This window comes from Halobellus ruber, from assembly GCF_014212355.1.
GTDB classification, from domain to species: Archaea; Halobacteriota; Halobacteria; order Halobacteriales; family Haloferacaceae; genus Haloquadratum; species Haloquadratum rubrum.
The window spans coordinates 445,513-459,390 of the sequence record NZ_JACKXD010000002.1; the positions used below are offsets into that span (position 1 = coordinate 445,513).

The 13,878-nt window shown below is 69.2% G+C and carries 12 protein-coding genes; 8 read left to right on the forward strand and 4 right to left on the reverse strand.

Annotated features, from left to right (window positions below):
* Nucleotides 1-27: 27 nt before the first annotated feature.
* On the forward strand, nt 28-660 hold the full coding sequence (locus H5V44_RS07210; protein ID WP_185192430.1) for a rubrerythrin family protein: 633 nt from the start codon (nt 28-30) through the stop codon (nt 658-660).
* Nucleotides 661-745: 85 nt separating this feature from the next.
* Here the strand turns inward: H5V44_RS07210 and H5V44_RS07215 are convergent, their stop codons facing one another.
* The 3 genes from H5V44_RS07215 to H5V44_RS07225 all read right to left on the reverse strand — a co-directional run bounded on the left by H5V44_RS07215 (nt 746) and on the right by H5V44_RS07225 (nt 4,668).
* Nucleotides 746-1,978, reverse strand: a complete 1,233-nt coding sequence (locus H5V44_RS07215) for a mandelate racemase/muconate lactonizing enzyme family protein (RefSeq protein ID WP_185192431.1) — start codon at nt 1,976-1,978, stop codon at nt 746-748.
* A gap of 68 nt (nt 1,979-2,046) precedes the next feature.
* Nucleotides 2,047-3,348 carry a M28 family peptidase gene (locus H5V44_RS07220; RefSeq protein ID WP_185192432.1) on the reverse strand — a complete coding sequence of 434 codons (1,302 nt, stop codon included), beginning with the start codon at nt 3,346-3,348 and terminating at the stop codon, nt 2,047-2,049.
* Nucleotides 3,349-3,390: 42 nt separating this feature from the next.
* Nucleotides 3,391-4,668, reverse strand: a complete 1,278-nt coding sequence (locus H5V44_RS07225; RefSeq protein WP_185192433.1) for an HAD hydrolase family protein — start codon at nt 4,666-4,668, stop codon at nt 3,391-3,393.
* Nucleotides 4,669-4,785: 117 nt separating this feature from the next.
* On the opposite strand from H5V44_RS07225, the gene H5V44_RS07230 reads away from it, so the two are divergent.
* From H5V44_RS07230 to H5V44_RS07260, 7 genes are all read left to right on the forward strand, one after another.
* A complete protein-coding gene (locus H5V44_RS07230; RefSeq protein WP_185192434.1) occupies nt 4,786-5,235 on the forward strand; it encodes a DUF5799 family protein in 450 nt (149 codons plus the stop codon).
* Nucleotides 5,236-5,301: 66 nt separating this feature from the next.
* On the forward strand, nt 5,302-6,411 hold the full coding sequence (locus H5V44_RS07235) for a DoxX family protein (protein WP_185192435.1): 1,110 nt from the start codon (nt 5,302-5,304) through the stop codon (nt 6,409-6,411).
* Between the two features lie 81 nt (nt 6,412-6,492).
* A complete protein-coding gene (locus H5V44_RS07240) occupies nt 6,493-8,010 on the forward strand; it encodes an RtcB family protein (RefSeq protein ID WP_185192436.1) in 1,518 nt (505 codons plus the stop codon).
* Nucleotides 8,011-8,231: 221 nt separating this feature from the next.
* A complete protein-coding gene (locus H5V44_RS07245; RefSeq protein ID WP_185192437.1) occupies nt 8,232-9,722 on the forward strand; it encodes a molybdopterin-dependent oxidoreductase in 1,491 nt (496 codons plus the stop codon).
* 128 nt (nt 9,723-9,850) lie between these two features.
* The gene (locus H5V44_RS07250) at nt 9,851-10,123 is read left to right on the forward strand and encodes a winged helix-turn-helix domain-containing protein (RefSeq protein WP_185192438.1); all 273 of its coding nucleotides are present in this window, start codon (nt 9,851-9,853) and stop codon (nt 10,121-10,123) included.
* Between the two features lie 12 nt (nt 10,124-10,135).
* The gene (locus H5V44_RS07255; protein ID WP_185192439.1) at nt 10,136-10,426 is read left to right on the forward strand and encodes a hypothetical protein; all 291 of its coding nucleotides are present in this window, start codon (nt 10,136-10,138) and stop codon (nt 10,424-10,426) included.
* 21 nt (nt 10,427-10,447) lie between these two features.
* Nucleotides 10,448-11,170, forward strand: coding sequence for a DUF429 domain-containing protein (locus H5V44_RS07260; RefSeq protein WP_185192440.1), 723 nt, complete (start codon nt 10,448-10,450; stop codon nt 11,168-11,170).
* A 24-nt stretch (nt 11,171-11,194) separates the two neighbouring features.
* Here the strand turns inward: H5V44_RS07260 and H5V44_RS07265 are convergent, their stop codons facing one another.
* Nucleotides 11,195-13,453: a histidine kinase N-terminal 7TM domain-containing protein gene (locus tag H5V44_RS07265; protein WP_185192441.1), complete on the reverse strand. Its 2,259-nt coding sequence runs from the start codon at nt 13,451-13,453 to the stop codon at nt 11,195-11,197.
* Between the last annotated feature and the right edge of the window lie 425 nt (nt 13,454-13,878).

Below are 13,878 nucleotides of genomic sequence, written 5' to 3' on the forward strand. Positions count from 1 at the left end.
TAACGCCCGCCGCGCAAAGAGAGACATATGAACACGAGCGACCTTCGGAACTCCGTCGAGACGGCCAAGGAGACGGAACTCGACCGCCTCGGGTCGAGCAAACTGCTGCTCGCGTTGACCGACGCCGAACTCGACCGCGAGAGCGTCCTGCGGGCGGCCGCCGAAAGCGAACTCGCCGCCCGCGAGACGTTCTCCGCGTGGGCTGCCGACGAGACCCACGACGCGGCCGCCGACCTGTTCGCCGACGTCGCAGAGCAGGAACAGCGCCACTACGAGCGGGTCGTCGACCTCCTCGGCGAGGCGGTGGAGCCGCCGGGCGGCGGCCCGATGCACGGCTACCTTCGGGGTCGCGAGACTACGGTCCAGAGGCTGGCGGGCGGGCTACTGGGTCGGACGCTGGTCAGCGACCGCACCCACCTCCAGGTGATCAGCTTCTTCGTCAACGAGGCCGACGAGCCCGCCGCCGGCGTCTTCCGCGACCTGCGGACCGAGACCCGCGAGGCCCAAAAGCGGGGGCTGGAACTGCTCGAATCGGCGTGTGAGACCGACGAGGACTGGGAGACCGCCGAGGCCGTCGCGACATACGTCATCCAACTCGCCTACGACGACTTCGCCGACGTGCTCACCGGGATGGGCGTCGATCCCAAACCGATCTGTTGAGTTTCAGCGGGCGGCCGTGATCCGATCCGGCTATGCCGGATCGAACAACGCAAATCGAAAATTTGCTGGCTCGACTTCGCTTCGCTCAGTCGAACAACTCCTCGCCGTCGACCATGTGCTCCGCGACGGCGTCCATGTCCAGCGTCAGACCGAGCCCCGGCTTCTCGGGGATCTCGATGTACCCCTCCTCGATGACGGTCTCCTCGACGAGGTCCGCCCACCAGCCCAACTCGTAGGAGTGGTACTCCACCGCAAGGGAGTTCGGGATCGCCGCGCCGACGTGGGCAGAGGCCAAAGTCGCCACCGGCGAGGAGACGTTGTGCATCGCGACCGGAACGTAGTACTGGTTCGCGACGTCGGCGATCTTCCGGGTCTCGCGCATCCCGCCGACCTTCGGGAGGTCCGGGGCGATGATGTCGACCGCCCCGTTCTCGACCAGCCGGCGCTCCTCGGTGACGCGGTAGCGGTTCTCCCCGACCGTGATCGGGGTGGTGGTCGACTTCGTGACCTCCTCTTGGACGTCGAGGTTCTCCGGCGGTACGGGGTCCTCCAGCCACCACACGTCGTAGCCCTCGATCGCGTCGGCGAGCCGCTTCGCGCTCCCGCCCGAGAACGTCCAGTGGCAGTCGAAGGCGACATCGGCGCGGTCCCTCACCCGTTCTGTGACCTGCTCGACGATCTCGGCTTTGTGCCGGATCTCGCCCGGCCGGAGGTGGCGGTTGGCGCGGTCCTTCTCCAGCCCCGACGGCACGTCGAGGTCGAACTTCAGCGCGTCGTAGCCGAGTTCCTCGACCACCCGCTCGGCCTCGTCGGCGCAGGCCTCGGGGTCGGCCTCCTCGGCAGTGTGGCAGTCGCAGTACACCCGCATCTCGTCGCGGTACTTCCCGCCCAGAAGCTGGTAGGCCGGCACGTCGAGGATCTTGCCCGCGAGGTCGTGGAGCGCGATCTCGATCCCGGAGATGGCGGTGACGGTGACGCCCTCGATCGACCCCTCGCCGGACATCTTCTGGATCAGGTGCTCGTAGAGGCGGTCGATGTCCAGGGGGTTCTCGCCGACCACCATCGGCTTCATCCGTTCGATGAGTTCCGGCACGCCCGCGCCCCAGTAGGCCTCGCCCGTCCCGACGACGCCGGCGTCGGTGTAGACGCGGACAAGCGTCCACGGGAAGTTGCCGTCGACCATCGTGGTCTGGACGTCGGTGATCGCCACGTCGCGGCCGCCGCCGCGGTCGTTCGTCACGCCCATCGTCCCGGCGGACAGCTCCCGCATCGTGTACTCCGCGTTCGGATCGTGTAGGTCGGCGTAGTCGACGCCCATAGTCGATTCTTTACTCGATACGAGGTAAACCTTTGGAGGACGGGGCGACGGGGGTCCGGGACCCAGAATCAGTACGGCCAGTCGCCGATCACCCGCATCCCCTCCGCGAGGTCTTCGGCCTCCAACTGTTCGGCAATCTCTCCGGTCGACCTGTGGGCGACGGCCGTCCCCTCGGCCGCGAGTTCGACCACCAGTTCGGTCAGGAGGATCGCCTGCTCCCGGAGGTCACGCGGGTCGAGTTTGTCCAGCGTGTCCGCGTAGGTGTGGCCCCACCCGCGGCCGACGTCGCCGGTGTCCGCGTAGACGTGATAGCCCGGGACGCCACGCGTCACGTACGGCCAGTGGTCGCTGTGGGGGCCGAGTTCGGGCGGCGCATCGATCGGGTGGTCCAGCCGGGCGGCGACCCTGTCGGCGGCGTCGGCGAGGTCGTCGAACCCCTGGGTTTCACACACCAGATCGCGGGCGCGGCCCACGCCGTCGTTGTTCACGACCGCAACGACCGACTCGGGGTCCCGCCGCTCGGCGTCGTGGTGCGATCCAACGAGGCCGACCTCCTCGGCCCCGAACGCGACGAAGTGCACGCGGGTGTCGAGTTCGTGTTCGCGCCCTGCCAGCGCCCGCGCGATCTCGACGACCATCGCGGTCCCGGCGCCGTTGTCGCCCGCGCCCTCGGCGATGTCGTGGGCGTCGACGTGGCTGGTGACGAGCACCGCGGCGTCGGTGTCGGGCCCCAGTTCGGCGTGGACGTTCTGGCTCGTCGCCTCCGGCGTGTCGGCCTCGACGGACACCGAGACCGGGTCGCCCTCGAACCGTCGACCGAGCCGCGCGCCGACCTCCTTGGAGACGCCGACCGCCGGGATCTCGCCGATCGGCGCCCCGTCGGTGCCGACGCTGCCCGTCGGCGGCAGACACCCCTCGACGTGGTTGGCGTAGACGAACGCCGCCGCGCCGGCCTCCACCGCCCGATAATATTTCTCCCGCCGGTGGAGGTAGCGGTCGTACCAGTCGGGCACGTCGCTGGCCGCCATCACGACCTTCCCTTCCAGATCGCACTCGAAGTCCGCGGGCAGCCCGTACCCGAGATCGACCAGTTCGCCCGTTACGTCACCGCTGGGGCTGCGGGGAAGCGCGATACAGTCCTGTGTGGTGTCGCCGGCCCGGATCGCGGAGCGCCCGCGTTCCCACCCCTGTATCGGGAACGTCTCCAGACGGGCGTCCCGCGCGCCGGCGTCCGCGAGGGCGTCGCGTGTCGCCTCCGCCGCGCGCCGCTCCCCATCCGTACCGGCCATCCGGGTGTCGAGGTCGACAAGCGTCTCCAGGTGGGTCCATCCGACATCGCTCGTGAAGGTCTCGCCGATCCAGTCGGTCATCGGGCTCCCTTGGCGGGATGGAGGCATATACTCCCCGGCGAGCTACCACTCCTCCAGCCGGTTCAACACGGCGGCGATCCGAAGTACCGACCCCGCGTCACCGGGCTCGTACACCAGGTCGTCGGTCGACCGGACGTGTGCGAGCACCGACTCCGAGGCGTGGCTCGGCGCGGCCGCGATCCCGGCGTCGGTCCGCTCGGCCCACTCCATCACGCGGAGGTCGGACTTGCTGTCGCCCATCACCAACACGAACGGATCTTCGATCTCCAGGACGTCGAGGGCGGCCCGGACGCCCGTGGGCTTGTCGAGGTCGAGCGACCCGATTTCGGCGGCGTCGGCGTGGTAGTACGCCACGTCGATCCGGTCGAACCGCTCGCGGACCGCCCCGGGAACGTCGTCGACTGCTCGTTCCGGGGCCGCGTCCTCACCGTCGAGCACGCCCGCGACCTCGGGGTCGGCGTCGGCGTAGTACGCCCGCGCCCAGTCCGCAGCGCGGTCGACGCCGTCGTCGGTTCGGGCGTCGATCCCGACGTTGCCGCCCTCCGCCAGGGACTCGACGACGGCCCGACCCAGCAGATCCACGAGGTGGACCAGCCCCTCGTCGATCACCGCCGCGGCGTCGTCGGTTCCGACGTCGAAGTTCGGCTTCAGCGTCACGTTGAACTCGTTGCCCTGGAGGTGGACCGAGCGACGGAGTTCCGGGGACGCGGCGGTCAACACGCGCGAGCGGACCCGCGAGAACACCGCCTGGACCGGTTCGTCGAGCCCCTCGTAGAGGAGCCGCTTGGTGTCCGATCCGTGGCCGGGCGTGAACACCCCGGTCCCGGCCTCGTAGACGATGCTGAACTGCCCGGAGTGGACCAGTTCGGTCCCCAGCCCCTGGATCATAAACCCCTTGACGTTTTCGAGGGTCTGGCCCGTACAGATCACGATCGGCAGCCCCGACTCGTGGAGTTCGGTCAGGAGATGCAGCGTCTCCCGGGGGATCTCGTTGTCGGTCCGGCCGGCCGAACGGAGGGTCTCGTCGACGTCGAGCACCAGGGCGTTGATCCGGCGTTCGTACTTCGAGGCGAGATCCAAGGCGGTGAACGTCTGCTCCCTGGTTGCCCGGGCGGCGATGTCGGCGAGGATCTCCCCCGCGTCGTACTCGGCGGCGATCTCGCGTTTCCGGGCGTCGAGTTCGTCGCTGGCGTCCTCCCAGTACTCCAAGGCGACCCGCGAGTCGACGGGGGGAAACAGGTCGACGAAGTTCTGCAGGTCCCGGAGGGTGTCGGTCTCGGTGGTCTCATAGAGACGATAGAGGAGATCGTAGCGGTCCATACCCGTCAGTCCGCCCGCGGACAAAAATCCCTTTCCGTGGGACCACAGCCGCCGATCCCGGGACTGCACCGCGTTCACGGGGAAACGCTCAAACCGACGACTGCCGTACGAGGCGGTATGACCGACTGGACCGACAGCATCGTCGGGGACCGGATGACTGTCGACAGGGAGTTCAACGACCGCGTGGAGAACTCGGAGTTCACGAGCCAGGAGTGGGGGCTGATCATGACCGCGATCGAGTTGGACATCCAACACGCCGACGATCCCGAACGGGCGCGGATCGTCGCCGACACCGAGAAGCTCCCGCAGATCATGCCCGAACTGGAGAACGTGCGTTCGCAGATGTCACAGATGGGTGCCGGGGCCGGTGGCGATACGGGATCGAGCGCGGGCGGCATCGTCGACTCCCTGAAGGGCGCGCTCGGACTGGGCGGCGGTGGCGGCGGCGTGGACGAAGACCGCGTCGACGCCGCCGAGAGGCTCACGCAGGCGTACGCCGACGCGCTCCAGAGCCACCTGGAGTCGAAGAACAAGTGGGAGCAGGTCCGGATCGCCTACCAGGAGTGACGCGGCGGCCGCGTCGCTCGGATCAGTGTCGGTGTTCATTTGAGTCCCGGGTGCCGACCTCCGGGTATGGACACCGAATCCCTCCCCCGACGCGCCCTCCTCGCGTTCGCTGTCGTTCTCACACTCCCCGCCCTCGCCGGCCGGGCCGCCGCCCACGTCCGGTATGTCTCCCCCGGCGGCGACCCGCTTGCGGTCGCGGAGTTCCTCGCGGGGGCGCTGATGGATCCGTTCAACCTCGCCGTTCTCGGGGCCGGCGGTCTCGCGGGCGCCGCGGCCGCGGCGACGTACCTCCGACTGCGACCGTTTCAGCACGACCTCGCGGTGTTCCGGGAGGCGATGGCGGAGTACCGCGACCTCCTGCCGTGGCTGCTCCGGCTGAGCGTGGGGCTTCCCCTCGTCGGCGCGGGCTTTTCGGGCTACTTCTTCTCGCCGGCAGTGACCCTCGGGGCGCCCACCTTCGTCCGGCTGTTCGGGATCACGGTCGGGTTCCTGCTGCTGTTCGGGTTCGGGACGCGTCTGATGGCGTTCACGGGGCTGGTCGGCTACCTCGCCGCGCTTCCGAGCCATCCGACGCTTTTGCTCGCGTTCGAGTACGTCCCCGCGCTGGCCGCGATCGCGCTGCTCGGCGGCGGCCGGCCGAGCGCCGACCACGTCGTCTCCCGGCTTGCGTCGGCCGACACCGTCTACGCCCGGATCGACCCCTTCTACCGCAAGGTGGCGGTTCCGTTCGTCGAGCGGGTGGACCCCTACCGGGCGCTCGTCCCGGTGATCGTCCGGATCGGGCTGGGGCTGTCGTTCATCTACCTCGGGGTCACCCAGAAGCTGATGAACCCCGGCAACGCGACCGCGGTGGTCGCGAAGTACAACCTGACCGCGGTGGTTCCCGTGACCCCGGAACTGTGGGTCGTCGGCGCGGGGCTCACCGAGGCGGCGGTCGGAACCGTCCTCGTCGTCGGCGCGTTCACCCGCGCGGCGTCGGCGGTCGCGTTCCTGCTTTTCACCACCACCCTGTTCGGCCTCCCCGACGACCCGGTGCTCGCGCACATCTCGCTTTTCGGGCTGGCCTCGGCGCTGCTCGTGACCGGCGCCGGCGGGTGGTCGGTCGACGCGTGGCTCAGCCAGCGAACCGAGTCGGCCGCGGAGTGGGTGGATCGCGTGTCCGAGCGGGCGGCGTGAGCGCCGTCCGCGCTCACGTCGTCGCGGGGCCGCCCGACGCGGAAGGGAACGCTTTCCTCCGGGGCCGGCGTTGCTCTACGTATGACCGACGACGCTGCGGTTCGGGAGTTCGACGGGATCCGGCTCGAACGGGTCCGCGAACACGTCTGGGAGATCCCCCGCGAGGGCGAGATGGGGGTCGCCGCCAGGGTGCTGGCCAGCGAGGAACTGCTGGAACAGATCGGCGACGATATGACCCTCGAGCAACTGCGGAACGTAACCCACCTGCCGGGGATCGCCGAACCCGCGGTGTGTATGCCCGACGGCCACCAGGGGTACGGCTTCCCGGTCGGCGGCGTCGGGGCGGTCGACGCCGAAACCGGCTGTATTTCCCCGGGAGCGATCGGCTATGACGTGAACTGCGGCGTCCGAATGGTGCGGACGAACCTGACGTACGACGACCTCCGAGGAAGAGAAGCCGAACTCGTCGACGCCCTCTTCGCGAACATCCCCTCCGGACTCGGCGGCGGCGGGATCGTCGAGACCGACCGCGACACGGTCGAGGAGATCCTCGAACGCGGCGTCGACTGGGCGCTGGAACACGGCTATGCGGTCCGTGCGGACCTCGAACACTGCGAGGACGAGGGGCGACGCCCCGACGCCGACGCCGACGCGGTCTCCGAGAAAGCGAAGGACCGCGGCCGCACCCAGGTCGGCAGCCTCGGTTCGGGGAATCACTTCCTCGAGGTTCAGCGCGTCACCGACGTCTACCGCCCGGACGTCGCGGAGGCGTACGGACTCGAACCCGACCGGATCGTGGTTCTCATCCACTGCGGCTCCCGGGGGCTCGGCCACCAGACCTGCAACGACTACCTCAGGCGGATCGAAACGGAGCACGCCGACCTGCTGGATGAACTCCCGGACAAGGAGCTGGCGGCCGCACCCGCCGGTTCCGATCTGGCCGAGGACTACTACGGCGCGATGTGTGCGGCGATCAACTTCGCGTGGGTCAACCGCCAGTTGATCACCCACCGGACCCGGCGCGTGTTCGAGCGGGTGTTCGAGGAGGAATGGGAGACCCTCGGGATGGACCTGCTCTACGACGTCGCCCACAACATCGGCAAGAAGGAGGTCCACGAGGTCGACGTCGACGCCGACGGCCGGCCGACGACGGCCGCCGAGGCGGTGGGGCGGGCGGAACGGGAGCTCTACGTCCACCGCAAGGGGGCGACGCGGGCGTTCCCCGCGGGCCGACCCGAGATCCCCGCAGCCTACCGCGACGTCGGCCAGCCGGTGATCATCCCCGGGAGTATGGGCGCGGGGTCGTACGTGCTCCGCGGCGGCCGCAACTCGATGGACGTCGCGTTCGGGTCGACGGCCCACGGGGCAGGGCGGACGATGAGCCGGACCCAGGCGAAAAAAGAGTTCTGGGGCGAGACCGTCCAAGACGAGCTTCGCGACCAACAGCAGATCCACGTGAAGGCCCAGTCGGGCGCGACGGTCGCCGAGGAGGCGCCGGGCGTGTACAAGGACGTCGACGAGGTCGTCCGCGTCTCGGAGGCGCTCGGGATCGGCGACACGGTTGCGCGGACGTTCCCGGTGTGTAACATCAAGGGGTAGCCGGACCGTCGGCTGGCCGTGAAGCCGGGTGGCGTCGCGGCGCCCCCGCCGCTCAACGACGGGGGCGATCCGACCGCGGAACTCGACCGGCTGGATCCGGACCGCTTCGCCGACGAACCCGAGGGGTGACTACCGGCGGCTCCCCGCTCGGACGGGATGCCGAACGAATTTTGGTGGGAGTTTGAACAATCTACTTACCCGTCGGCACCGGCTCTTTCGGTATGGACAAACCGGTCTCACGGACCGACGCGCTGTTCGCGCTCCTCGCGGGACTGGCAGGGGTCGCCGGGTCGTTCGCCGCCGCGGGGTACACCCGACAGTTCGTCGTCGCGCCGATCGACGCTCTGGTGGTTCGGCTCACGCCCGGGCCGATCGTGGCGTTTATGATCGAGAACGTGGGCGACCAGGGGCACCTCCTCCACATCGCGCTGTCGTTCGGGATCGCCGGGGCGCTGTTCGGCGGTGCCGCCATCGTCGGTATCGTCGCCGCCAGACGGGTGGCGAAGCCAACCACCGGCCCCGCGCTCGGCGGCGTTCTCGCCGGCGTGCTGGCGTGGACTGTCGCGGCGGGCACGACGGCCGAGCCGGTGCTCGCGGTCGCGGCCGGCGTCCCGGTCGCGGTCCTCACGGGCGTCGGGGCGGCGCCGGGGGCCGACCCCGGTCACGATCCCTCCCGCCGGCGTGCGATCACGTCGACGGCGAGCGTGCTCGGCTTCCTCGGCGTCGCCGGGATTTTCGGCCGACGGCAGTCCGACAGCGCCGTCGGGTCGGCCTCGGCGGACGTCGTTCCGAGCCCCGCGGTCCAGGAACGGCTCCGGCAAGCCGACGGCCGTGAACTCGACATCGCAGGCGAGGACGTCCCCGGGCTCGTCAGCGAGATCCGGAACTTCTACGGCGTCGACATCAACGAGTTCGACCCGGAGGTCCCCGCCGACACCTGGTCGATGTCGATCACCGGGGAGGTCGGCGAGGACGTAGAGGTCACCTACGACGAACTCACCGGGATGCCGATCGAACACCGGTTCGTCACGCTGCGGTGCGTCGGCGAGCGACTCAACGGCCGGAAGCTGGACACGGCAGTCTGGACCGGCACGCCGATCAAGCCGCTTTTGGACGCCGCCGACCCCGACGGCGAGTGCGGGTGTGTGATGCTCCGGGCCGAGGACGGCTACTTCGTCCAGTTCCCGGTGGAGGCCCTCGAAGACGGGCTGTTGGCGTGGAGGATGAACGGCCAGCCGCTGCCGAAGTCCCACGGCCACCCGGTTCGGGTGCTCGTGCCCGGCCACTGGGGGGAGACCAACGTCAAGTGGCTCACCGAGATCGAACTTCTCGACGAGGAGATGGACGGCTACTGGGAGAAACGGGGGTGGCACGGCACCGGCCCGGTCAACACCGTCGCGAAGCTCTGGGACACCACCCAACTCGACGACGGCCGGGTCGAGGTGGCGGGTCACGCCTACGCCGGCACCCGCGGTATCGACCGCGTCGAGGTCTCCCTCGACGACGGCGACACCTGGCTCGACGCCGACCTCTCCGAGCCGTTGCCCGGCGACGACGTGTGGCGGCAGTGGCGGTACGTCTTCGATCCTGACGGCGTCGAGGCGGTCACCGTCAGGGCCGTCGACGGCGAGGGGACGGTACAGACCGGCGAGGCCGCAGACCCGTTCCCCAGCGGCGCGACGGGGTGGGTCACACAGCCGATAGATCCGTGATCAAGGGGGCCGACGCCGTCCATCCGCGTTCGGTGCCCGCCGCGACAGCCACCGAGCGAGGGCTCGCTGGCCGTGTGTACCGGATTCCGACAGTATAAGGGCCGTTCGCAAAGACCACACGCCAACGGATGGAGAAGGCACTCTGGTATCTGCTGGTCGGGACGCGCGGCGGCGAGAACCGCGCGCGGATCATCGACGCCATCGACGACCGGCCGCGGAACGCGAACCAGCTCGCGGAGTGTCTCGACGTCGACTACAACACGGTCAGACACCACATCGATATGTTACAGGAACACGACGTGATCGAGTCCGGCGGGGACGACTACGGGAAGCTGTACTTCCTGACCGACCGCTTCGAGCGCCACCGCGAGGAGTTCGAACGCGTACTGGAGGCGATGTGAATGGCGGGAGCGATGGGACCGTGGCTACTCGTAGCCACCGGACTCTCGGCGGTGAACGCGCTGTTCCTCGGGACCCTGACGGCCGTGTGGGTTCGCAACTACCGTACGTTCGGCTCCGGAATGACCGCCGGCCTCGCAGGCTTCGCGGCGACGATGCTCGTCGAGAACCTCCTTGCGATCGTCTTCTTTTTCAGCACTGGAATGCTGTACGCCGGCGATCCGACCGCACAGCAGGCCGTCGTCGCCCTCCGTGCGATCCAGACCGTCGCGCTCGTCGTCCTCACCTACGTGACGTTGAAGTGAGCGCGGCGGGAAACGCAGCCAATGTACGTCGGCGTCGACGGCTGTCCGGACGGGTGGCTCGCGGTCGTCTACTCCGGATCCGGCTACGAGGGAAGCCGCTTCTACAGAACCGTCGGTGACCTCTGGGCCGACCACTGCGACGCCGACCGGATCCTGATCGACGTTCCGATCGGGCTCAGGGAGGACTCCGGCGAGCCACGGGCGTGTGATACCGCGGCCCGGAAGGCCCTCTCGCCCGATCGTCACGCGAGCGTCTTCCCGACGCCGGTGCGGGCTGCCGCCCGGGAGGAGTCCTACGACGCCGCGAAGGCGGTCCAAGAGCGGCTGACCGACGGCAGCCTCAACCGACAGACCTGGGGGATCGTCCCGAAGATCGACGAGGTCGACCGATTCCTGCTCGACACGCCCGCCGCACGGGACGCGATCCAGGAGTGTCACCCCGAGGTGTGTTTCCGGGCGTTCGCCGGCGCGCCGACGGCGTACTCGAAGACCGGACAGCCGGAGCGTGCGTTCTGGGAGCGGGCGGCCGCGTTGCGGGCGGTCGAACCGGACGTCTACGACCACCTGTGGGACGCCGCATCGGGCCTCGGCTGTGACGCCTCCGACGACGACCTGCTCGACGCCTTCGTGGTCGCGCTCACCGCCCGCGGGGACGCGACCGGGCTGGAGACCCTCCCCGCCGACCCCGAAACGGACCCCCGGGGGCTGCCGATGGAGATCGTCTTCCGGCCGCCGCCGGAGTGAGCGTGGGAGTCGTCCCGGGGACGGTCACTCGTTCGTCCGGATCTCGAACCGCGCGCCCCCGGCGTCGGACTCGGCGGCCACGACGGTCCAGCCGTGGGCGTCGGCGATCCGCTCGACGATCGCCAAACCCAGTCCGGTTCCCTCCTCCCGGCTGGTGTACCCCTGCTCGAAGACGGATCCACGGTCCTCCGCCGGAATCCCCGGCCCGTCGTCGGCGACGTAGAACCCCTCCCGGTCGTCAAGCCGGCCGACCCGGACCGTCACCGCTGGATCGGCCTGGGTCCCGATTCCGGCGCCGTCGTCGCCTTCGGAGACCGTCGACCCGTGTTCGATTGCGTTCCGAAAGAGGTTCTCCAACAGCCGTCGGAGCCGACTGGGGTCAGCCTCAACGGTGCCGAGTTCGTCGGCGTGCTCGATCACCGCCGACCCCGTGTCGATGATGGCCCACGCATCCCCGACGCAGAGTTCGAGGTCGACTGTGTCGGTGTCCCCGGCCGCCTCCCCCTCGCGAGCGAGCGTCAGGATGTCCGTGATGATATCCTCCATTCGCGAGAGCGACCGATCGATCGGTTCGACGTGCTCCGCGGGCGCCTCCCGCTTGAGTAGTTCGATGCGCCCCTGTGCGACGTTGAGCGGGTTCCGGAGGTCGTGGCTGACCACGCTCGCGAACTCCTCTAAGCGGTCCCGTTCGGTCCGGAGGTCGGCCTCGGCGTCGGCCCGCTGGATTGCGGTCTCGATGTGGGTGGTCAAAAGCTCCATCACCTCGCGGTCGTCGTCGGTGAACGCCCCTGGCTCGGTCGACAGCGCCTGGATCGTTCCGATGTCGCCGACGGGCGCGCTCAGGAGCGCGCGGTGGGTGGGTTCGGGCGCCGCCGCCCCGTCCGCCAGATACGGCCCTCCATCCGACCCCGATGCCGGCGCCGTGGCGCTCCGGGTTTCCGCGAGGTCGTCGACCACGACCGGCGCCCCCGACTGGAACGTCACCCCGGCGACCCCGCGGTCGATCGGCTGTGGGTCGTAGCTGTCGAGGGGGTCCTCGCCGGAACTCGCAGCCGGGATCAGGTGGCTGTCGTCCACGACGGCCAGCCGGCAGACGTCGGCGCCGAGGACTGCCTCCCCGCCGTCGACGGCACGCTGGAAGACCTCCTCCCGGGTCCGGGCTGCGGTCAGATCACGGGCGATCCGGTGGAGTTCCTCGATCTTCTCCCGCCGCTCCTCGGCGCGCTCCTCGGCGACCGTTCGGGCTGTGATGTCGTGCAGGAGGACGGTGTACCCCGTCGACTCTCCGACGCCGATCGGCGAGACGCGGACGTCGAGTTCGAGCCTGTCGTCGCCGTCCGAACCCGTGAGCTCCGTTCTGACCTCGGCCTCTGCGTCGTCGGCCCCGTCGAGCCCGTCGAGCGCCCCCGCGAGATCGGGAAGCGGCTCGGTGACGGGATCTCCCATCAGGCCGTCGCCCGACTCGGGGAGGACGCGTTCCGCCGCCGCGTTGAAGTCGATGATCCGCCGCTTCGCGTCGAGCACCACCACCGCTTCGGTCATCGCCTCGAACGCCTGATCCCTGGCGATCGGGGTCATCTCCGTCCACCGGAACCGGGCGAAACTGACCACGACCACGGCCGCCGACACGGCGAACGACAGCGCGGCGACGTTGAGCCCGGGGACGAAGGTGACGTCGGTGACGTAGAGGATCCCCGCCGCTCCCGGCACCACCGAGAACAGGACGAGCACGCCGATCTGCCACCGGAACACCCCGCGGGCGTGCACCGCTGCGGTGGCCAGAAACAGCAGTGACGCTCCCAACAGCGTGTACGAGAAGCCGAGGTACACCGCGAACGCGGGGCCGTACACCGGATCGAACACGGTGAACGACGCCACCTGTGTGAGCCCGTACTCGCGGTAGATCAGGTGGTGGCTCCCGTCGGTGAGAACCAGGAGTTCGATCCCGGCCGCGATGGCGGCCAGCGGCCCGAACACCCGCCTTGTGAGCCACCTGGTCCGGCCGGTGTACTGGACGACGTACGCCAGCCAGATCACCGACAGCGCGAGTACCGCGACGAACTCCAATCGGATCCAGAGGAGCTTCCCGGGGAGTGTCGCCGCCGAGAGTCGCAGGGTGTAGAGCCCCGTCCAGCTTCCGCCGGCGAAAAGCAGGAGTCCACCCAGGAACGTGCCGGACCCCCACCGACTCCGGTCCAGCGACCACAGGTACGTCGCGAACCCGAAGAGGAACGCCGTCGTCGCCGCCAGCGGCAGCGTGTACGGGGTCTGTTGCCACACCATCGGCTACGGGTGCGGTGTGGCCGGCATCGGTCGTTCGGACGGGTACCGTGACATCTGCGCTGGACGGTGTTACCGAATAGTATCGGCGGCTTCACATTTAAACACCGGCATTGTCCGAACTCCCAGCCGTGATATCTGCACCGATCGAGGCTTCAGTGGACACTCTCGAACAGCGTGGAGCGCGGCTGGCAAGGGAGTTCCCCGTCAGCAGTTCCGGAATCGGGCGTGAAAACACAGACTGACTTCGGCGGGAGAAGAACCGGCGGAGCGTTTTCTCACTGCGGTGCCGATAGAGGCAGCGCTCCGAGCGGAACGACCCGTCGACGCCGGCGGCGGCCGCACGAGGGCCGCCGCAGTGGCGACGCGAGTACGTCTCCCGGGCATCGCGGACACGAGGGAGGATATACTGTCGGCTATAGTCCCGT

Excerpts from the sequence above, each read along its gene's own strand:
- H5V44_RS07210 (WP_185192430.1), top strand. The coding sequence starts at position 28 with ATGAACACGAGCGACCTTCGGAACTCCGTCGAGACGGCCAAGGAGACG.
- H5V44_RS07215 (WP_185192431.1), bottom strand. The coding sequence starts at position 1,978 with ATGGGCGTCGACTACGCCGACCTACACGATCCGAACGCGGAGTACACG.
- H5V44_RS07220 (WP_185192432.1), bottom strand. The coding sequence starts at position 3,348 with ATGACCGACTGGATCGGCGAGACCTTCACGAGCGATGTCGGATGGACC.
- H5V44_RS07225 (WP_185192433.1), bottom strand. The coding sequence starts at position 4,668 with ATGGACCGCTACGATCTCCTCTATCGTCTCTATGAGACCACCGAGACC.
- H5V44_RS07230 (WP_185192434.1), top strand. The coding sequence starts at position 4,786 with ATGACCGACTGGACCGACAGCATCGTCGGGGACCGGATGACTGTCGAC.
- H5V44_RS07235 (WP_185192435.1), top strand. The coding sequence starts at position 5,302 with ATGGACACCGAATCCCTCCCCCGACGCGCCCTCCTCGCGTTCGCTGTC.
- H5V44_RS07240 (WP_185192436.1), top strand. The coding sequence starts at position 6,493 with ATGACCGACGACGCTGCGGTTCGGGAGTTCGACGGGATCCGGCTCGAA.
- H5V44_RS07245 (WP_185192437.1), top strand. The coding sequence starts at position 8,232 with ATGGACAAACCGGTCTCACGGACCGACGCGCTGTTCGCGCTCCTCGCG.
- H5V44_RS07250 (WP_185192438.1), top strand. The coding sequence starts at position 9,851 with ATGGAGAAGGCACTCTGGTATCTGCTGGTCGGGACGCGCGGCGGCGAG.
- H5V44_RS07255 (WP_185192439.1), top strand. The coding sequence starts at position 10,136 with ATGGGACCGTGGCTACTCGTAGCCACCGGACTCTCGGCGGTGAACGCG.
- H5V44_RS07260 (WP_185192440.1), top strand. The coding sequence starts at position 10,448 with ATGTACGTCGGCGTCGACGGCTGTCCGGACGGGTGGCTCGCGGTCGTC.
- H5V44_RS07265 (WP_185192441.1), bottom strand. The coding sequence starts at position 13,453 with ATGGTGTGGCAACAGACCCCGTACACGCTGCCGCTGGCGGCGACGACG.